The organism is Streptomyces sp. NPDC058045, from assembly GCF_042885635.1.
Classification (GTDB): domain Bacteria; phylum Actinomycetota; class Actinomycetes; order Streptomycetales; family Streptomycetaceae; genus Streptomyces.
The window spans coordinates 77,614-97,155 of the sequence record NZ_JBHVRR010000013.1 but is presented as its reverse complement, the minus strand read 5'-3'; the positions used below and the strand labels follow the sequence as shown (position 1 = coordinate 97,155).

Here is a 19,542-nt window from a genome sequence, read left to right as displayed (position 1 = left end):
CCCCACCGGTTCGGCGGCACTCATCCGCTTTTTCGAAGCCGTGCCCGGCCGGTCCCGCCAACTCGCTTACGGCCGGGGCACGTTGCGCAGATTGGAACGCGCCATCTGCACCATCCGGCCCACGCCGCCGTCCAGCACCATCTTGGACGCGGAGAGGGCGAAACCGGTGACCATCTCGGCGCTGATCCGCGGCGGGATGGACAGCGCGTTCGGGTCGGTCACCACATCGACCAGGGCCGGACCCCGGTGCCGGAAGGCGTCCTTGAGGGCGCCCGCCAACTGCTTGGGCTTCTCCACCCGCACCCCGTACGCGCCGCACGCGCGCGCCACCGCCGCGAAGTCCGGGTTGCGGTTACTGGTGCCGTACGAGGGCAGGCCCGCGACGAGCATCTCCAACTCGACCATGCCGAGGGAGGAGTTGTTGAAGAGGACCACCTTGACCGGCAGGTCGTACTGGACCAGGGTGAGGAAGTCGCCCATCAGCATGGTGAATCCGCCGTCCCCGGACATCGCGACGACCTGCCGGTCCCGGTCGGTGAACTGGGCGCCGATGGCCTGCGGCAGCGCGTTCGCCATCGAGCCGTGCGAGAACGAACCGATGATGCGGCGGCGTCCGTTGGGCGAGAGATAGCGGGCGGCCCACACATTGCACATGCCGGTGTCGACGGTGAACACCGCGTCGTCCGCGGCGAGTTCGTCCAGGACGGACGCCACATACTCGGGGTGGATCGGCACATGCCTGTCGACCTTGCGGGTGTAGGCCTTCACCACCCCTTCCAGGGCGTCCGCGTGCTTCTTCAGCATCCGGTCCAGGAAGCGGCGGTTCGTCTTCGGTGTGACCCTCGGGATGAGGCACCTGAGTGTCTCCCGCACATCGCCCCACACCGCGAGATCCAGCGTGGAGCGCCGCCCCAGATGCTGGGGCCGTACATCGACCTGCACGATCTTCACATCGTCCGGCAGAAACGCGTTGTACGGGAAGTCCGTGCCGAGCAGGATCAGCAGATCGCACTCGTGCGTCGCCTCATAGGCGGCGCCGTAGCCGAGCAGCCCGCTCATGCCCACGTCGTACGGGTTGTCGTACTGGATGAACTCCTTGCCGCGCAGGGCGTGCCCCACCGGGGACTTGACCTTCTCGGCGAACTCCATCACCTCGGCGTGCGCCCCGGCGGTGCCGCTGCCGCAGAACAGCGTCACCTTGTCCGCGTCGTCGATCATGCGGACCAGGGCGTCGATCTCCGCGTCACCGGGGCGCACGGTGGGCCGGGACGTCACCATGGCGTGTTCCAGGGGGCGTTCGGGCGCCGGCTGGTCCGCCACGTCACCGGGCAGCGTCACCACACTGACGCCGCCCTGGCCGACGGCGTGCTGGATCGCGGTCTGCAGCAGCCGCGGCATCTGCTTCGGGTTGGAGATCATCTCGCAGTAGTGGCTGCACTCGCGGAAGAGGATCTCCGGATGGGTCTCCTGGAAGTAGCCCAGGCCGATCTCGCCGGACGGGATATGCGAGGCGAGCGCGAGGACCGGCGCCATCGAACGGTGCGCGTCGTACAGGCCGTTGATGAGGTGCAGATTGCCCGGCCCGCAGGAACCGGCGCACGCGGTGAGCGCCCCGGTGATCTGCGCCTCGGCACCGGCGGCGAACGCGGCGGTCTCCTCGTGCCGTACATGGATCCAGTCGATGTCCGGATTGCGGCGGATCGCGTCCACCACCGGGTTGAGGCTGTCGCCGACCACCCCGTACAGGCGCTTGACCCCGGCCCGTACCAGGATGTCGACGTACTGCTCCGCGATGTTCTGCTTCGCCATGGCGCACGCACTCCTCGATGGATTCCGCCGGACCCGCCGAGCCCGGGTGTCGCGTCGTCCGTCTCACGGCGGGCGCCCGCGGGCACCCGCCGTGTCCATGAAGTCACAGCAGGCGCGGTTACGCCTCTCCGCCCTCCCAGATCGCGGCCGCCGTCCGATCGTCCGCATAGCCCTGTACCCGGGCCTGCGCCTGCACCAGGAACGCGGCCAGGCCGGGCGGCTCCGCGCCGGACCACCGGTCCGCGAGATGTGCGGCGAGCGCCGGCTCGTCCCGCATCGGCGCGGCGAGCCCCTCCGTGCACAGCAGCAGCACATCGCCCGGACGAGCGACGGAGGCCCGGAACACGAACGGCGCCCCCGGTGCCGGCTCCGTCCGCCCCGGCCCGACCCGCGGATCCGGCGGATACGGGGAGCCCGGAGTGGTGACACCGAGGCGCATGGTGAGCAGGTCCCCGTCCGGCCCGAGCCCCTGCGGTACCGGCGCCAGGTCCTCCCACGCGCCGTCCCGCAGCCGGAACGCGCCGCCCTCGCCCGCCCCGAACACGACCCGGTTCCGGCACTGGGGATCGCCGGGCAGCAGCAGGCAGCGCAGTGCCGCCGCGTACTCCTCGGGCGGCAGGCCCAGATCGGCGGCGCGGGCGCGGAGCCGGCCCAGGGCGCGGTCGGTCAGCCGGTGCAGGCCCGCCTTCAGATCGCCGCGGCGTCCCGCCCGCAGATCCTCCGCGAGCCGCGCCCGGCTGCGCCCCACGGCCCGCGCCATCCCGGTACAGGCGTCGGCGGCCGCCCGGTACGCCCCGGCGGTGGCCCGGGTACCGGTGGCGACGGCGACCAGCACCAGCGCGTCGGGTCCGGTGCCGAAGCGGGCGGTGAGCAGATGGTCGCGGCGCGGCTCGCCCCGGTAGCGCGCCGAGTCGCCCCGTACGGACACCGCGCGCAGGGTGGCCGGGCCGATCCGCGCCCCGTCGAGCACGGTGTCCGTCCCGCCGGCCCCCGGATCCTCCGGGTCCGCCTCGGGCAACGCGACCGGCTCCGCCTCGTAGGTGGGCGCCCCTCCCCCGATCTGCGCCACGGCCTCCGGCTCGGTGACGGCTACGGGGGCGGTGGCCGTGGCGGGCTCGGGGGCCTCGGCCGGATCGTCGGGCGCGGTGTCCGTCTCCGACGCCGGGCGTCCTGCCGAGGGGAAGGACCGCGGCGCGACCGCCTCCGGCCGCTCCTCCCAGGGCGCGGCCACCCGCAGGACGGGGGGCGAGGGGCGCGCGGCGGCCGGATCCTCGGCCAGGGCCTCGACCGGGTCCTCGTCGCCGGTGCCGGTCGGCTCCGGCGGTGGCGCCTGCCGGGGCTCGGGCCGTGAAGTCCCGGGCTCGGCAGGCCCGTTGTGCCCCGGGCCGGGTCGCGCGGGCGGTGCGGCCGGTGCCGGGTGTTCGGGGACGCCCGGCCGCGGCCCGCTGATCCGCTCGCTGATCTGAAGCGTCTCGTTCTCGCGGTGCGCCTCGTCCTCCCGCAGCACCTCCTCGTACCGGAACGCGCCGCCCCGCTCGCCGGACCCCTGCGGGGAATCGGGCGCCGGCTCGGTCTCCGGCTCGGGTGTCTCGTCCCCGGCGTCCGCCGCCTCGGGTGCGGTGTCCTCGGGTTCCGCGTCCTCGGCGCCGCCGGTGCCGGTCGGTGGTGCGGGTGGTCTGCGGAGTGCCGTCGCCGCGGAGGCGAAGCGGTCGTCGAGGGTGTCGGCTGCGCGGGACGGTCCGGTGTCGGAACCGTCCTCGTCGTACAACTGCCGCCACCAGTCGTCCTCTTGGCCGGCGTGCCGGTCCCCCTGCTGGCTCATGCCTCTCATTGTCCATGCCGCGGCGGCCGGGATCCGGGCATCGGGAAAAACCCACCGTAGAACCGCAGAGGGGACAACGGCCGCCCGCCGCCCACGAGTTGCGGGACCGCCGGACGGCTCCACCCCCCACGGGAGAGCCGCCCGGCGGTCGTCGCGGCGGCCCGTCGGGTACCCGGGCCGCGTCCGGGAGCGGAACGGGCCGGGCCCGTCCGCTCCCCTATTGCGCCACAAGCACCGCCCACCGCGCAGCCCCACGGCCCGTACAAGCGTTACGGGATCGTTCCTGCACCGCGTATCGGACAGCCGACTGCACCACCATGGCAGACAAGTTGGGCCTCCGGGGATGATGGGGGCGGGGCGGGTTTGCGCCGTGGCTGCTTTCCGCCATGGCGCGGGGGCCTGCGTGGCGTACGGCTCTGGGAGGGATGCCACCGGATGCTCGGTGCGATAGGTCTGAACGAGGTCGAGGAGTCCGTGTACCGCGCGCTGGTGTCGGTGGGCGCGGCCGACATACCTGATCTGGCGCGGCGGTTGACGCTCGGCGAGTACGACACCGAGCGCACCCTGCGGGGACTGGAGCGGCACGGGCTGGCCGCGCAGTCCTCCGCCCGGCCCGGCCGCTGGGTGGCGGCTCCGCCGGGGGTGGCGCTCGGCGCGCTCCTCACCCAGCAGCGGCACGATCTGAAGCGGGCGGAGCTGGCGGTGGCGCTGCTCACCGAGGACTACCGGGCGCAGGCCGCGGAGCCCGCCGTCCACGACCTGGTGGAGGTGGTGACGGGTACGGCGGCTGTCGCCCAGCGTTTCGACCAGCTCCAACTGGGCGCCTCGGACGAGGTGTGCGCGCTGGTGACGGGCCGCCCGGTCGCGGTGACCGGTATGGACAACGTGGCGGAGGAGCAGGCGGTGGGCCGCGGGGTGCGGTACCGGGCGGTGCTGGAGCGTTCCGTGCTGTCCGCTCCCACGGGCCTGGTGGAGTTGGCCGCGGCGATCGGGCGGGACGAGCAGGTGCGGGTGGTGGACTCGGTGCCGACGAAGCTGGTGGTGGCGGACGGCGCGCTGGCCATGGTGCCGCTGACCACTCGCGACGCGGTGGAGCCGGCCGCGTTGGTGGTGCACGCCAGCGGACTGCTGGAGTCGCTGACCGGGCTGTTCGAGGCGGTGTGGCGGGCGGCGCTGCCGGTCCGGCTCGGGGCGGCCGGCGGCGCGCTGATCGAGCAGCCGGACGGGCCCGACGGCACCGATCTGGAGATCCTGTCGCTGCTGCTCGCGGGCCTCACCGACGCCAGCGTCGCCAAGCAGCTCGATCTCGGACTGCGCACCGTGCAGCGGCGGGTGAAGCGCCTGATGGAACTGACGGGCGCGACGACCCGCCTCCAACTGGGCTGGCACGCCTACGAACGCGGCTGGGTGGCCCGCGAGCGCGGAGCCCGCCCCGGCGGCTGAGGCCTCCCTCTGCCGGGGGGCGGCCTGCCCGTACGCTGCGGGTTCGTCGCCGGTCCGGCACTCTGGGCAGATGGGAGTCTGGGAACTCCTGCTGGTCGCAGTGGTGATGCTGCTGGGCCTGTGCGGAGTGCTGGTGCCCGGGGTGCCGGGCTCGTGGCTGGTGTGGGCCTCGGTGCTGTGGTGGGCGCTGGAGGTTCCGCAGAAGCGGTCGGCGGTCGTCCTCGGCGGCGCCACCTTCGTCCTGCTGGTGGCGCAGGCGGTGCGCTGGCAGTTGCCGCCGCGCCGGCTGCGGGAGTCCGGCGGCGGGCACCGGGTCACGGCCGCCGCCGGGGTGGGGGCGCTGCTGGGTTTCTTCCTGGTGCCGGTGGTGGGCGCGGTGCCCGGTTTCCTGGGCGGCGTCTATCTGGTGGAGCGGCTGCGGCTCGGCCGGCACGGGGAGGCGGTGACCTCGGTGCGCGCGGTGATGCGCTCGGGCGGCTGGAGCGTCCTCACCGAACTCTTCGCCTGCCTGCTGATCGCCGGCGCCTGGCTGGGCGCGATGATCTGGGGCTGAGCTGCGGCCGCGGGTGCCGTACGCGGGCGGGGGCGGGCGGCGTCCGGGGCTCCGGGGGCACAGGCCCCCGATGCCCCGGATTCCGTTACGGCTGCAGGCCCTTCTTGACGCGCATCGCGGCCCGGCCCTCCGCACCACGGCGCTTGAACTCCCGCCGCAGCTCGGCACGGACCCGCGCGTCGGTCTTGGCGACGATGCGCTGATTCTCCCGGACGAGCTTGCGGTAGCTGTCCAGACGGCGCTCCGGCAGCTCACCGGCGTCGATCGCGGCCAGCACCGCGCACCCCGGCTCCCCCTCGTGGGCGCAGTCCTGGAAACGGCAGTCCGCGGCCAGCTCCTCGATCTCGGCGAAGACCTGCCCGACCCCGTCCCCCGCGTCGAAGAGGCCCACTCCGCGCAGCCCCGGGGTGTCGATGAGGACACCGCCGCCGGGCAGCAGCAGGAGATTGCGGGTGGTCGTGGTGTGCCGGCCCTTGCCGTCGGCGTCCCGCACCGCCTGCACCTCCATGGCCTGCGCCCCGTGCAGGGCATTGGCCAGCGTGGACTTCCCGGCGCCCGACTGCCCCAGGAGCGCCGCGGTACCGCCCGTGACCAGCGCCCCGAACTCCGCCAAGCCGTAACCGGTCCCGGCACTCACCGCGTGCACCGGCACCCCGGGCGCCGCGGACTGCGCGTCCTGCACCAGATGCGCCAGCACGGCGGCGTCCGGCACCAGGTCGGCCTTGGTCAGCGCCAGCACCGGCTGTGCACCGGACTCCCAGGCCAGCGCCATGAAACGCTCCACCCGGCCCAGGTCGAGATCATTGCCGAGGGAGACCGCGATCACCGCCTGGTCCACATTGGCGGCGAGCACCTGCCCCTCGGAACGCTTCGAGGAGGTGGACCGGACGAAGGCGGTCCGCCGCGGCAGCAACTGCCGCACATACCGCGGATCGGCGCCCTCCGGATCGACCGCGGCCCAGTCCCCGGTACACACCACCCGCATCGGATCGCGGGGCACCACGAACTCGGTGTCGGCACGGACCGTCCCGCCCACCGTGACCAGGTCACACAGCCCGCGGTCGACCCGCACCACCCGCCCGGCCAGCAACCCCCGCTCCCTGTACGGGGCGAACACCCGCGCCCACTCCTCGTCCCAGCCATAGGGAACGAGCGGATGAGCGGCGTCCGGCGCGACGGAAGCAGAGGAAGTGGACGGGGCAGAGGAAACGGCTGAAGCGGAGAAACGCGAAGAACCCGAGGAACTCGAAGAAGACGAAGAAGACGAGAAAGACAAGGGGTGACCCTTCACAGAGCGGCCTCGGATCCGAGGTGCGCGCCCGTACGGGCGGCGGTCGGTCAGCCGGTGGCCACGGAGGTGGACGTGAGGAACCTGTTCGTGCGGGCAGCGCCCAGCGCAATGACAGCCATCGGTCGACACCTCCTCTCCCACAACCTCGATCACACCGCAGGTCACACGCGATATGCGCAGCCCCTGCGACAGGTCGTCCGTCGGTCGTTCTCCCTACATACGCGACGGGCTCGGCAAGATCACACCCGTCCGCGACACCCAGACCCTAGCGCCCCTCCACTCCACTCCGCCACGGGTTTTCACAGCACCGCGAACACCCCGAAACTCCTTCCCCTTCCCGACATCTTCCCGGCATCGGCGACGCCCCATCAGCAACAAAAGGCATCCTGCATACCATCAGCGCCCCCGCACGCCGTTACCCTTCGGGCATGAACGAATTCGTGACTCCCCAAGACGCCTACGGGCTCCTGGTGGCCGGCAACGCCCGGTTCGCCGCAGGCACCCCGCAGCGCCCTCATCAGGACAGTGTCCGCCGAGCAGCCACCACCGACGCCCAGAACCCGTTCGCCGTGGTGTTCTCCTGCTCCGACTCCCGCGTCCCCGCCGAGATCATCTTCGATCAGGGCCTGGGCGACCTCTTCATGGTGCGCACCGCCGGCCATGTGATGGGCCCCGAGGTCATCGGCAGCATCGAGTACGGCGTCAGCGTGCTCGGCTGCCCGCTGGTCGTCATCCTCGGCCACCAGCGGTGCGGCGCCGTCGCCGCCGCCGTGTCCGCCCTCGACAACGCCGACCTGGGCACCACCGGATATGTACGGGACGTCGTCGAACGTGTCACCCCGCATGTGATCGCCGCCCGCGCCCAGGGCGTGACCGACCCGCGCGACCTGATCTCCGCCCACACCCGGTGCACCGTCGACCAGCTCCTCGACCGCTCCCGCGCCCTCACCGACGCCCTCGGCGAAGGCCGCATCCAGGTCGTGGGCATGACCTACGACATCCGGGAAGGCATCGCCAGCCCCGTGACCGGGGCGGACGTCCTGGGCGGCGCCGCCGCCTGACCCGTCGCGGGCCCCCTGCCGGCCCGCACCCTGCCGACGTCCCGGAGGGCGCTCTCCGGGGCCGCACGGCACACGGCCTGACCGGGCCGGCCCGATGGGCGACCGGGCAGTACGGCTGCCCGAGGCGCGGTTCGCTGACCGCGCCGATTTTTTTGAAGTTTCTGCCCGATTCCGCGTGACGTTTCCGCGGCCGACGGGTCCAAGGAAGTGACACACCACCTCACACCACCACGGACCCCGCCAAGGAGACGCCCACCATGCACACCATCCCGACCACCCCCCGCTCCCCCGTCAAAGGTCTTCGCTGTACGAGGGCGCCCGGCCCGTCAGAAGCGACTCCCCTTGGGGTGACCACGCTGGTCCGGAGTGCCGTGCGGCGGCGGCCCCTTGGGGTCAGGAGAGGAATGCGGAGAGACAGCGGAGCCCGAGCGGTGCCTGCGGTGCTCCGGCTGAATGCCCCGCGGATCACCACGGGTGGGGCGGGCACCGGCATCAAGCTCCCCCATCCGGTGAACAAGCGCCTCCACCACCGGCACCCGTCGGGCATGGCTGCGCTCATGGTCGAGCAACTCCCTCACCTGACCTGGCCGCAGCGTACGGATACGGCTCTCCAGGGCGCCGAGCGGAAGCTCGTCATAGTCGGGCAGCGGCAGCCCCCGCCCGTCATGCGCGGTCATGGGTCCTCCTAGGTGCCGGTCACACAGAGCTCTGCGGGCCCCGCGGAGGTGGCCGAGACGCCGGGCCCGGATCACGAGTGGCCCCTGCCGCCCAGGACAAACGGCGCGGGACCGGACAGCGCGCCCGCTCAGTAGCGCTGCGCCTTGCCCAGCTTCGGGCTGAGGCCAGCGGTGTCGGTACTGCGGCTGATGGCGAGGGGCTCGGCACGCCCGCCGGGCTCCAGTTCACGGGCACCGACGTACTGGGTCTCGGCTACCTTGCCGTCGGGGTCCACGAAATCCACCTGCACCGCGTAAGACGCCGTCTGGTCGGTCTTGTTGGTGATGGAGACCAGCGCGACCAGATGACCACCGGTGTCCCGGCGGGGCTTGCCGGTCAGGGCGACATCGGAAAGGGCGTTGCCGCGTCCCTCGACGCCCTTCAGCGCGTCCTGCGCCTCCTTCCGGGCGCGCTCCGCCTCGGCGCCGACGGACGCCCTGCGGGACGCCTCCCGGTCGGAGGCGGGAGGCAGCGGGGCTGCCGTTGAAGGAACCAGTGGCGGGAGCGGACGGGGTCCGGGTGTGGTCGGCGCTGCCGCCACTGTCGGAACCGCAAGCCGTCAGGGCGGCCGCACCGAGCACACAGAGGCCGGCGGAGGCTGCGGCGACGGTCACGGCCCGGCGGGGTCGAACTGAGGGACGGTGCACGCCAAGGCCTCCTTCACAGGCGGGGCGTAAGGCAGCGCGGAAGCAGCACGGCCGTACGAGAACGGACGCGGGAGGGGAGAGCGGAAGGCCAGGAGGACGGGAGTATTGGGAGGGGGAGGGGCCCCAGGGTGGTGTGGTTACTGTGCCCCGGCGAGGTGCTCCGCGAGTTCCCGCTCGTTGTCGCTGGAGAGGGAGGTCTTGAGGATGGTGCCGCCGTGGGTCTGCATGGCGGTGGCGAACTTGTCCTCGGTGATCTTCGAAGCCATGATCACGACGGCGGAGGAGCCTGGCTGAAGCAGGTCGCGTACCTGGCCGCGGAATTCATCGTCGATGCCGGACTTCCCGAGTTTCCCGAAGAGTCCGCCGACGGCCGCGCCCGCGAGCATCCCGACGCCCGGCACCAGGAAGAGCATCCCGAAGATCGCGCCCCAGAGGGCTCCGGAGGCTGCCGAGACGCCGACGATGGGGCTCGGCGTATCGACGTGGGTCTTGCCCTCGCGGTCCACATTGACCACGGCGAGACCGGTGAGGTCCACGATGTGGTCCCGCTGAAGTTCCTGGACCGTGCCGTAGGCCTGTTCCGCGGTGGGGTGATCGGTGTAGCCGATCACGATGAGTTCGGACATCCGTGCCTCCAGTGGGAGTTACAGCGCGTGTCGCATACCACGCACACGGTAATTCGATCCATGCTCACGGGCATTTCGGACCGGCCCCCGTCGACCCGGCGCGCTCTACCCCCGCTGCCCCGCCGTCTGGACGGTGACCTCAAGGTGTTCCAGGCCACGGAGGCCGTTGTTGATCAGCGGGGTGGAGGTGATGGTGTCGAATCGGCTGACCCGGTCGGCGAGTCGGTCCAGCAGGGTGCCCATTTCCAGTCGGGCGAGGTGCATCCCGACGCAGACGTGTTCACCGCGGCCGAACGCCAGATGGTCGGAGGGGCGGCGGGTGATGTCGAAGCGTTCGGGGTCCGGGTAGTGGCGCTCGTCGCGGTTGGCGGAGCCGTAGAGGAGGGCTACTCGGGTGCCGGCGGGGAGGGGGACGCCGTCGATCGTGTGGTCTTCGGTGAGGACGCGGCTGAACTGCGGGACGGGGGTCTCCAGTCGCAGCGATTCGTTGATCGCGTGCGGGATGAGTGAGCGGTCGGCTCGCAGCAGGTCCCACTGGTCCGGGTGTCGGGCGAAGAGGGCGATGGTGTTGGTGATCGCCAGGATCGTGGTGTCGAGGCTGGGGGTGATGTAGTCGAGCATCAGCGCGGGGCACTTGTCGGGGGCCAACTCGCCGCGGTCCGCGGCCTGGTGGAGGTGGGTGGCCCAGCCTTCGGGGTGGATGCGGCCGGGTACGGCTTCCTGGGCGACGTAGTCCATGAACTCGCCGACCATGGGTGCCGCGGCTTCGAAGCGTTCGTCGGCGGGGCCCTGCATGTCCCACATGGCGGCGGCCCATTCCAGCATCTTGGCGCGGCCGCGGTCGGGGAGGCCGACGAGGTCGGAGACGACGGCCATGGGGAGGTGTTCGGCGAGTTCGGTGGCGGCGTCGAAGGTGCCGCGGTCGACGAGTTCGGTGACGATCCGTTCGGCTTCGGCCTCGATGGTGGGGGTGATGTCGCGCATCCGGTCCTGACGCAGGGGGCGGCCCAGTACCGCGCGCATCGCGGTGTGTTCGGGCGGGTCGCTGCACAGGGTGATGCCTTCGAGTTGTGCGTTCATCCCGGGGTCGACGAAGACTCCGCGGGCCGAGGAGAAGGTCCGCCAGTCCATGAGTGCGGCGCGTACGTCGTGGTAGCGCGGGAGTGCGTAGAGGTCGTAGCGGGAGAGGTGGACGACGGGGCCGAGGGCTCGTAGTTCCCGGTAGATCGGGTACGGGTCGGCGCGTGCCCCGGGGGTGTAGAGGTCGGCGTCGCTGACGGGTATGGCGGACACACTGGCTCCAGGGAGGGGGCGAACTGCGGGCGGCGCGGGCCCGGTTCGGCTCGGGCGCGGTAGGTCCTGGGGATCCTCGCATGGTGCCCGTGGTGGCCGCAGTGGTTGGTGTCGTCGGCGTGGTGCGGTGGTGCTTCGGCCCCGGTGCCGGTCAACTCGCCCTGGTGGGGCGGTGGTTCGGGGCGCCGGGGCCTGGTGGATCAGGTTGCCGCAGGTGATGTGAGGGCGGTCGCACCGGTGTTGGGGATCGGCGGCCTCAACTGCACGCGCACGCACGGCTGTTGCGGGTCAGGAGACGGTGGTGCCCTCTTCGGCGATGGTGGTGTCGGCGGGGAGGCTGTCCATGAAGGAGCTGACGGAGAAGACGGCGTTGCCGGCGCCGGGCGGGCCGTATCCGGGCGGGGAGGCGAGGCCGTGTTCCTCCATGGTGGCGCGGTAGGCCTGGAGGAGGCGGATGTGGTATTCGAGGGGGGCGCCCTGGGGGTTGGCTTTGCCGAGGGGGGTGGTGGGTTCGGGGCACCAGGTGGTGAAGCGGGGGGTGATGCCGCGGGACATGAAGAAGTGCAGGCCTTCGGTGGTGGAGGCGATGGCTTCGTCGACGGTGGTGAAGCCGAAGGGTTCGGCCATTTCGACGCCTGCGACGAAGTTGGGGATGACGTTGCGGGGGCCGAAGATGTCGGCGGAGTCGAGGATGCGGCGGTGCCATTCGTCGCGGCCGACGTAGCGTTCCTTGCCGGGGCAGTACAGCTCGAAGAGGCGCTGGTCCCACACTTCGAAGTTGGGGTGGTAGATCTGCACGCCGTAGTCCTTGAAGCGCTGCACATCCGCTTTGGGGAGGGCTTGGGCGACGACTTTGCCGATCCAGCGGCCGGGGAAGCGTTCTTCGATGGCCTGGGCGTACTGGCCGTAGAACTCGGCTTCGTCCTTGCCGCCGATGTGGGAGGTGATGGCGCCGCCGGTGAGGGTGTAGGCGGTGGAGGCCTTGGCGGTGTCGTAGCGGTCGATGATCTCCAGGGCTTCGAGCACCTCCTCTACGGGTTTGACGCCGGTGTAGGGGCGGCCGGCGGCTTTGTGCTGGCGCCAGTTGTGGTTGATGTCGCAGTACTGGCACTCCTCCTTGGCTCCGAAGTACTGGCAGACGCGGAAGACGGTGAGGTAGATGAGGTAGCCCCATTGGATGGTGGGGGCGACTTCCATCACGGATTTTCCGCCGGCGAGGGTGTGCCGGTAGTAGTCGGGCATGGGGGGTACGCCGACGTCGGCGATGCGTCGTCCGTCGAGGTACAGGCCGAGGACGCCGTCGTCTCCGGCGGCCACGCGGTAGGGGGAGGCGGGGTTGACTCGTACGGAGACGACGGTGCGGCGGAGGTCGTAGGGGCCGCCGGTGAGGATGATCTCCTCGGGTGGGCGGCGTAGGGCGGCTTCGCCGAGTTCGGGGAGGGTGCTGTGGTCGAAGGAGAAGATGAAGTAGGACTTCGGTTTGACCTCTCCGTTCTCGTTGTCGCTGAGGGCGGACTGGTCGAAGGCGACGCCGCCGCGCAGGAGGTCCTCTTTGATGACGGCTTCCCTCGGTACTTCGGGGAATCGGTCCATCAGGTCCTCGACCAGCTCGGTGCGGCTGCCCGTGTTGCTCATCGCTTCTCCTAGCCCTCGCGGCGTGAGCGCTCCTTTGCTCCGGGCCCACGGTATGCCCCGGGTCCGTGGGGTGTGGTGCAGGGGTGGCGGTGGTGGGGGGTATCTGTTTCGTTCAAGACGGGTGGGTGGGGGGTGTCTAGCGTGCGGGGTATGAGTCCACGACTTGATGTGTTCGGTTTGGTTGTTTCCGATATGGCTGCGTCGCTGGCGTTCTATCGGCGGCTGGGTCTTGAGTTCCCGGCGGGTGCGGAGGGGGAGCCGCATGTGGAGGCCGGTTTGCCGGGTGGTGTGCGGTTGGTCTTCGACACCGAGGACGCTGTGCGTTCGTTCCATCCGGCGTGGGAGCGGCCGTCCGGGTCCGGCCGGGTGGGGTTGGCGTTCCGTTGCTCCTCGCCTGCCGAAGTGGACGCGGTGTACGGGGAGTTGGTGGGGGCCGGGTATCGGGGGGAGTTGGCGCCGTGGGACGCGGTGTGGGGGCAGCGGTATGCGCAGGTGGCTGATCCGGACGGCAATGGTGTCGATCTGTACGCGGCGCTGCCGGGAGGTTAGGGATGGTCGTGGGGTGGGCGGAGTTGGGCCGGGGTGAGGCCGGTGAGGGTGCGGAGTTCGCGGGTGAGGTGGGCCTGGTCGGCGTATCCGGTGCGGGTGGCGGTGGTGGCGGGTGGGGTGCCGTTGCGGAGGTGGGTGAGGGCGCGCTGGAGGCGGAGGATGCGGGCGAGTGTCTTGGGGCCGTAGCCGAAGGCGGCGAGTGAGTGGCGGTGCAGGCGGCGGGTGCCGAGTCCGAGGGTGTGCGCGGTGTCGGTCACCGAGCGGCCCTCGTCCAGCATTCGGACGATCTGTCCGAGTACCGGTCGGGGTGGGTCGGTGGCGGCGGCCCATTGCAGGGCGAGGTGTTCCAGGGCCGCGGCGGCTCGGGCGGTGGGGGCGGTGGGGGTGTCGGCGGCGGCGTCGATTCCGGCGGTGAGGCGGCGGGCTTCGGCGGCGGGGAGGAGTTCGGTCAACTCCACACGCCGGTCGCGTAGTTCATGGGCGGGGATGCCGAGGAGGGCGGGTGCGGTGCCGGGTGGGAAGCGCACTCCGGCGAATCGGTCCGGTCCGCCGGCGCCGTCTGCGGGGCCGGGTCGGAAGGCGCGGGTGTCGGGTCCGGCGATCAGCAGTCGGCCGTCGGTCCACAGCAGGTCCATACAGCCGTCCGGCAGTACCAGCGGCAGTTCGCCCGCGGTGGGTGGCCCGCCGCGCCGCCACACCACCGCGCCCGGCAGCCGTCCGGCCCGTTCCTGGTACACGCCGGCCAGGCTACGCGCCGCCCCCGCCGACCGGCGCCCGTACCTGTGGGGCTATCGGCGGTGGTCGGGGTGGTGGTGTTCGTGGTGCGGTGGGCGGCCGTGGTACGGGGTGGGGCCCGCGGGTGGTGGGGGCGGCGGGGCGAGATGGCTGCCGCCGCCGCGCCGCGGGGCACTTCCTGGGGAACCCTCCCCCGCGTCCCGTGAAGGTGACGCCGGGACTGACGACTCCCCCGAGCCCGATCCCGATCCCGGCGGCCGCCCGCCCCCGTCCTCTCCCCCGTCCCCCTTCACGTCCCGGTCCTCGTCCCCTCCGGTCTCCGGCGTCGGTGGTTCGGTGTCGGGTGGGGTGGGGCGGTGGGTGCGGAGGCGGGAGGTGACGTCCTCGGGGGGCAGGAACTTGGACCAGCGTTCGGGGAACTCGGACGGCATGTCGGTTCCCGTGCCCGCACTCGCGGCCCAGTCGCCGTCCTCGCCGAAGGCGTCCTCGTCCCAGTCGTCGTCGGTGTCCTCGTCCGTGCCGTGCAGGGCGGCCTCGTACTCGGCGGCCTGGGCCTGGCGGGCGCGGTCCTGGGCGGCGCGGGCGGCGGCGGTGGCGACGGAGGGCCAGACGCGGTCGACGGCCGCGTTGACCGCCGCTCCGACCAGGACGGCGAAGGCGGCCACCCCGATCCACAGCAGTACCGCGACGGGCGCGGCGAGGGAGCCGTAGATGGAGGGGCCTTCGACGGTGCTGGTGAGGTAGAGGCGGAGCAGGAGGCTGCACACGACCCACATGGCGAGGGCGACGAGGGCGCCGGGTACGTCTTCGATCCACGGTGAACGCACGGGTACGGACACGTGGTAGAGGGTGGTGAGGAAGACGATGGAGAGCAGGGTCACCACGGGCCAGTAGAGGACCTGGACGACGGTGGTGGACCAGGGGACGATCTCGACGACGAGGTCGGGTCCGGCGATGAGCAGCGGGAGTGCGACCGAGCCGATGAGCAGTCCGACGAGGAAGAGGCCGAAGGCGAGGAGCCGGGTGCGGACGATGCCGCGGGTGCCGTCGAGGCCGTACATGACGGTGATGGTGTCGATGAAGACGTTCACGGCGCGGGAGCCGGACCAGAGGGAGATCAGGAAGCCGAGGGAGATGATGTCGGGTGGGCCGCCCTTGGTGACGGCGTCCAGGATGGGTGCGGCGATCTGCCGTACGCCCTGGTCGGAGAGGAAGGTGCGGGAGGCCTGGAGGATGTTGGTGCGGAGGCTGGCGATGGTGTCGGTGCCGGTCCAGGCGTCGACGTAGCCGAGGAGGCCGAGGAGGCTGAGGAGGAGGGGGGGTACGGACAGCAGGGTGAAGAAGGCGGCTTCGGCGGCGAGGCCCAGGATGCGGTACTCCATGCAGGAGTTGACGGTGTCCTTGAGGAGCAGCCAGGCGGTTCTGCGCTTCGACATGTTCCGGTAGAGGGCGCGGACACGGCGCAGTCGGCCGGTTGGCCGGTCGGGTGTTTCGTTTGCCTGGTGCACGTCCTTACCGTATCGGCATGGCAGCGAGCACCCGCACTGTGATCAATCAGCCTCCGCCCCTGGTGGGATATGACGTGTTCGGCGCGGATCGGGTGCTGGTGGAGGCGGTGAAGCGGCATCTGGATCCGGTGCTGCGGGGTGGGGTGTGTGCCGAGTTGGGGGAGTTGGGGCGGAGTGCGGGGTCGGTGCAGGCGCTGGAGTGGGGGGTGCTGGCCGATGCGTGTCCGCCGCGGCTGCGTAGTCATGATCGTTTCGGGCGGCGGGTGGATGAGGTGGAGTTCCATCCGGCGTGGCATCGGCTGCTGGGGCGGGGTGTCGCGGCGGGTTTGACGGGGGGTTGGTCGGTGCCGGGTGGGTCGGTGCGGCGGGCGGCGGCTTTTATGGTGTCGACGCAGGTGGAGGCGGGGCACTGCGGTCCGTTGTCGATGACGCACGGGGCGGTGCCGGTGTTGCGGTCGGATCCGGAGTTGGCCGCCGAGTGGGAGCCGCTGCTGACGTCGCGGGTGTACGAGGCGGGGCTGAGGCCGCCGCTGGAGAAGGCGGGGGTGTTGTTGGGGGTGGGGGTGGCGGAGAAGCAGGCGGGCAGTGATGTGGGGGCGGTGGCGACGTGGGCGGAGCCGTTGGCGGAGTCGGGTGCGTATGCGTTGACGGGGCACAAGTGGTTCTGTTCGGCGCCGATGTCGGACGGTTTTCTGGTGTTGGCGCGGGTGGGGCGGGGTTCGGTGGGTGGGTTGACGTGTTTTCTGGTGCCGCGGGTGCTGGGGGACGGTGGGCGCAATGTGTTCGCGATCCAGCGGCTGAAAGACAAGTTGGGGAATCGGTCGAACGCGTCGGCGGAGGTGGAGTTCGAGGGGACGTGGGCGCGGCGGGTGAGTGAGGAGGGGCGGGGTGTGGCGGTGTTCGGGGGGTTGGTGGCGGCGGCGCGGTTGGACGGTGTGCTGGGGGCGGCGGCGTTGATGCGGCAGGCGGTGGCACAGGCGGTGCATCACTGTGCGTTTCGGATGGTGTCGGGTCGGAGGTTGGTGGAACTGCCGTTGATGCGGGGGGTGTTGGCGGATCTGGCGGTGGAGTCGGAGGCGGCGACGGTGTTGGGGATGCGGTTGGCGGCGGCGTGTGACGAGGGGGGTGTGCGGGAGGGTGCGTTGCTGCGGTTGATGGTGCCGGTGGCGAAGTTCTGGGTGGCGAAGCGGTGTACGCCGCTGGTGGCGGAGGCGTTGGAGTGCCTGGGCGGCAACGGGTATGTGGAGGAGTCGGGGTTGCCGCGGCTGTTGCGGGAGGCGCCGTCGTACGGGGTGTGGGAGGGCGCCGGGAATGTGCTGGCGTTGGAGGTGCTGGGGGTGTTGCGGCGGGAGCCGGAGGCGTTGGACGCGTTTCTGCGGGAGGTGGGGCGGTCCCGGGGGGTGGATCGCCGGTTGGATGCGGCGGTGCGTGAACTGCTGTTGGAATTGGGTGAGTTGGAGGGTGTGGAGGGGCGGGCGCGGCGGTTGGTGGAGCGGTTGGCGGTGGTGTTTCAGGGGGCGCTGCTGGTGCGGTTCGCGCCGCCGGCGGTGGCGGACGCGTTCTGTGCGTCGCGGCTGGGCGGGGAGGGCGGTGTGTCGTTCGGCACGTTGCCGCGGGGGCTGGATGTGGCGGCGGTGGTGGAACGAGCGCGGCCGGTCGCGGTGTGAGGGGGGCCGCGGGAGTGGTGCCGCGCCGACACGGCACCACTCCCGCGGTCTGGCTCCGTTGCGGAGACCGGGTGCCGCCGGGCGGCACCCGGTCATGTTTCCCCGGCGTCCGGCCTGTTCACCAGGGTTGCAGGGGGTTGCAAGTCATGGCACCTTGCTGTCGGCTTCCCAGCGCGGCGGCCGTGGTCGTGTCCGGCGCGTGCCGTGGGACCACTCGCCATCGGGGGAGGACGGGGTGACGCCGGTGCCACGGCCGGATCTGGACCGACTGGTCGCGACGGACGCGGTGCGTGCCGCGCGGGTGTTGCAGGAGGTTCGGGCGGCGGTGCTCGCGGGGCGGCCGGCTTCGCCGGGTCCGCGGCCGGTGATCGGGGCGTCGTGGGAGCGGATGCGGGAGCACGGTGTCGACCCTGAACGGGACGTGCGTTCGGGCCTGTTGAGTGTGGAGGACCTTCAGGCGCGGCGGCGGGCGTCGCCGTTGCGGGACGTGCTGGAGGTGTTGCGGCGGGGGTTGCTGCGGATCGCGGATGCCACCCGGCACATCATGGTGGTGTGTGACGCGGAGGGCCGGGTGCTGTGGCGGGAGGGGAGTGCGCCGGTGCTGCGCCGCGCGGACGGTCTGGGGTTCGAACTGGGCGCGGACTGGGCGGAGTCGGTGGTGGGCACCAATGGGGTGGGGACGTCGCTGGTGGTGCGGCGGCCGGTGCAGGTGTTCTCCGCGGAGCATTTTGTGCGCAGTCATCATCCGTGGACGTGTGCGGGGGCGCCGATCACCGATCCGCGGGACGGCCGGCTGCTGGGTGTGGTGGATGTGAGCGGCCCGCTGGACACCCTGCATCCGGCGGTTTTGGCGCTGGTGGATTCGGTGGCGCAGCTCGCGGAGGCCCGGTTGCGGGAGCGCCATGCGGTGGCGTTGGAGGGGTTGCGGGCGATGGCGGCGCCGTTGCTGGCGCGGGTGGGTGGGCGTGCCGTGGTGGTGGATGCGCAGGGGTGGACGGCGGCGGTGTCGGGGCTCGCGCCGGTGGACCGGGTGGTGTTGCCGCGGTCGTTCGGTGCGGGTGAGCGGTTGCTGCCGGGGTTGGGGCCGAGCACGGTGGAGCCGTTACCGGGGGGTTGGTTGATCCGGGTGGCGTCGCGGGAGGTGGAGGAGGTGACGGGTCTGGTGCTGGATGTGAGTGCGGCGCGGCACTGGTCGGTGACGGTGACGGGTGGGGCCGGGGTGTGGACGCAGGAACTGAGCCCGCGTCACGCGGAGTTGCTGTATCTGCTGGCGGTGGCTCCGGAGGGGCGGACGGCGGGTGAGTTGGCGGGTGAGGTGTTCGGGGATACGGGGCGGGCGGTGACGGTGCGGGCGGAGTTGTCGCGGATCCGGCGGTATCTGGGCGGGGTGCTGGCGCATCGGCCGTACCGGTTCCGGGAGGGGGTGGTGGTGCGGGTGGTGCGGCCGGGGCGGCCGGGGGATCTGCTGCCGCACTCGCGGGCGGCCGCGGTCCGCGGTGGGGGTTCGGGCGGGGCGCCCGGGAGCGGGTGTGGTTCCCTGGGCGCATGAGCCTGACTGTGACGACCTGGTGGCTGGAGCAGACCTCGCCGGGTGATCTGGTGCCCGCCGCCGTTCCCGAGGGTGATGTGCGGGTGGTGCGTGCGGAGCAGCCGTCTCCCGAGTTCAGCCGCTTCCTGTACACCGCTGTCGGTCAGGACGTCACCTGGACCGACCGGCTGGGCCTGGACTACGCGGGGTGGCAGGGGCTGCTGGAGGTGCCGGGGGTGGAGACGTGGGTGGTGTACGAGCGGGGTACGCCGGCGGGTTTCGCGGAGTTGGCGGCGCGGGGCGAGGGTGCGGTGGAGTTGGTGTACTTCGGGTTGCTGCCGGCGTTCCGGGGGCGGCGTCTCGGGGGGCATCTGCTGTCGTGTGCGGTGGCGCGGGCCTGGGATCTGGCGGAGCGGTGGCCGGGCCGGGAGCCCACGAAGCGGGTGTGGCTTCATACGTGCAGCAAGGACGGTGACCATGCGCTGGCGAATTACCGGCGGCGGGGTTTCACCCTGTACGACACCCGGGTCGAGGAGGAGCCGGAGGTGGCTTCGCCGGGTCCGTGGCCCGGGGCTGCCCGCTGACGGCGGGGAGTTGGCGGGGTCAAGGGGGTGGGCGACCTGGTGCGGGTGGGGCGGGGGCGGTTGTGACGGAGACC

General features: G+C 71.7%; 17 protein-coding genes. 7 read left to right on the top strand and 10 right to left on the bottom strand.

The features are described 5' to 3' along the window. Window positions 1–66: 66 nt before the first annotated feature. Both ACFVST_RS11350 and ACFVST_RS11345 read right to left on the bottom strand, forming a co-directional pair. Window positions 67–1,809, bottom strand: coding sequence for a pyruvate dehydrogenase (locus ACFVST_RS11350; RefSeq protein WP_390149206.1), 1,743 nt, complete (start codon window positions 1,807–1,809; stop codon window positions 67–69). Window positions 1,810–1,927: 118 nt separating this feature from the next. Further along, complete coding sequence (locus tag ACFVST_RS11345) at window positions 1,928–3,631, bottom strand: protein phosphatase 2C domain-containing protein (protein ID WP_390149204.1); 1,704 nt, start codon at window positions 3,629–3,631, stop codon at window positions 1,928–1,930. Window positions 3,632–4,066: 435 nt separating this feature from the next. On the opposite strand from ACFVST_RS11345, the gene ACFVST_RS11340 reads away from it, so the two are divergent. Beyond that, window positions 4,067–5,074, top strand: coding sequence for a helix-turn-helix domain-containing protein (locus tag ACFVST_RS11340; RefSeq protein WP_390149202.1), 1,008 nt, complete (start codon window positions 4,067–4,069; stop codon window positions 5,072–5,074). A gap of 70 nt (window positions 5,075–5,144) precedes the next feature. Then, window positions 5,145–5,627, top strand: a complete 483-nt coding sequence (locus ACFVST_RS11335; protein WP_390149201.1) for a DUF456 domain-containing protein — start codon at window positions 5,145–5,147, stop codon at window positions 5,625–5,627. An 85-nt stretch (window positions 5,628–5,712) separates the two neighbouring features. On the opposite strand, the gene rsgA is transcribed toward ACFVST_RS11335, so the two are convergent. Then, window positions 5,713–6,744, bottom strand: a complete 1,032-nt coding sequence (rsgA, locus tag ACFVST_RS11330; protein ID WP_390149199.1) for a ribosome small subunit-dependent GTPase A — start codon at window positions 6,742–6,744, stop codon at window positions 5,713–5,715. 602 nt (window positions 6,745–7,346) lie between these two features. Here rsgA and ACFVST_RS11325 point away from each other — a divergent pair. Next, window positions 7,347–7,979, top strand: coding sequence for a carbonic anhydrase (locus tag ACFVST_RS11325; RefSeq protein WP_390149198.1), 633 nt, complete (start codon window positions 7,347–7,349; stop codon window positions 7,977–7,979). A gap of 326 nt (window positions 7,980–8,305) precedes the next feature. On the opposite strand, the gene ACFVST_RS11320 is transcribed toward ACFVST_RS11325, so the two are convergent. The 5 genes from ACFVST_RS11320 to ACFVST_RS11300 all read right to left on the bottom strand — a co-directional run bounded on the left by ACFVST_RS11320 (window position 8,306) and on the right by ACFVST_RS11300 (window position 12,897). Further along, window positions 8,306–8,656: a hypothetical protein gene (locus tag ACFVST_RS11320; RefSeq protein WP_390149196.1), complete on the bottom strand. Its 351-nt coding sequence runs from the start codon at window positions 8,654–8,656 to the stop codon at window positions 8,306–8,308. 128 nt (window positions 8,657–8,784) lie between these two features. Next, the gene (locus ACFVST_RS11315) at window positions 8,785–9,237 is read right to left on the bottom strand and encodes a hypothetical protein (RefSeq protein ID WP_390149194.1); all 453 of its coding nucleotides are present in this window, start codon (window positions 9,235–9,237) and stop codon (window positions 8,785–8,787) included. 243 nt (window positions 9,238–9,480) lie between these two features. Then, entirely contained in the window at window positions 9,481–9,969 is a 489-nt protein-coding gene (locus ACFVST_RS11310; RefSeq protein WP_390149192.1) for a DUF1269 domain-containing protein, read from the bottom strand. 105 nt (window positions 9,970–10,074) lie between these two features. Continuing rightward, window positions 10,075–11,262 (bottom strand): cytochrome P450, encoded by a 1,188-nt coding sequence (locus ACFVST_RS11305; RefSeq protein ID WP_390149190.1) that lies wholly within the window; start codon window positions 11,260–11,262, stop codon window positions 10,075–10,077. Window positions 11,263–11,550: 288 nt separating this feature from the next. Beyond that, window positions 11,551–12,897, bottom strand: a complete 1,347-nt coding sequence (locus tag ACFVST_RS11300) for a radical SAM protein (RefSeq protein ID WP_390149189.1) — start codon at window positions 12,895–12,897, stop codon at window positions 11,551–11,553. Window positions 12,898–13,047: 150 nt separating this feature from the next. Between ACFVST_RS11300 and ACFVST_RS11295 the strand changes: the two genes are divergently transcribed. Further along, complete coding sequence (locus ACFVST_RS11295; RefSeq protein ID WP_390149187.1) at window positions 13,048–13,446, top strand: VOC family protein; 399 nt, start codon at window positions 13,048–13,050, stop codon at window positions 13,444–13,446. Here the strand turns inward: ACFVST_RS11295 and ACFVST_RS11290 are convergent. Together ACFVST_RS11290 and ACFVST_RS11285 are read right to left on the bottom strand one after the other, a co-directional pair. Next, window positions 13,443–14,183, bottom strand: coding sequence for a helix-turn-helix domain-containing protein (locus ACFVST_RS11290; RefSeq protein WP_390149186.1), 741 nt, complete (start codon window positions 14,181–14,183; stop codon window positions 13,443–13,445). The two genes, ACFVST_RS11295 and ACFVST_RS11290, sit on opposite strands and share 4 nt — an antisense overlap. 51 nt (window positions 14,184–14,234) lie before the next feature. Then, complete coding sequence (locus tag ACFVST_RS11285; RefSeq protein ID WP_390149184.1) at window positions 14,235–15,689, bottom strand: YihY/virulence factor BrkB family protein; 1,455 nt, start codon at window positions 15,687–15,689, stop codon at window positions 14,235–14,237. A gap of 17 nt (window positions 15,690–15,706) precedes the next feature. Between ACFVST_RS11285 and ACFVST_RS11280 the strand changes: the two genes are divergently transcribed. From ACFVST_RS11280 to ACFVST_RS11270, 3 genes are all read left to right on the top strand, one after another. After that, entirely contained in the window at window positions 15,707–17,356 is a 1,650-nt protein-coding gene (locus ACFVST_RS11280; RefSeq protein WP_390149182.1) for an acyl-CoA dehydrogenase family protein, read from the top strand. A 235-nt stretch (window positions 17,357–17,591) separates the two neighbouring features. Then, window positions 17,592–18,905: a GAF domain-containing protein gene (locus ACFVST_RS11275; RefSeq protein ID WP_390149180.1), complete on the top strand. Its 1,314-nt coding sequence runs from the start codon at window positions 17,592–17,594 to the stop codon at window positions 18,903–18,905. Next, window positions 18,902–19,468 carry a GNAT family N-acetyltransferase gene (locus ACFVST_RS11270; protein ID WP_390149178.1) on the top strand — a complete coding sequence of 189 codons (567 nt, stop codon included), beginning with the start codon at window positions 18,902–18,904 and terminating at the stop codon, window positions 19,466–19,468. The genes ACFVST_RS11275 and ACFVST_RS11270 overlap by 4 nt, the downstream gene beginning before the upstream one ends. Window positions 19,469–19,542: the final 74 nt, after the last annotated feature.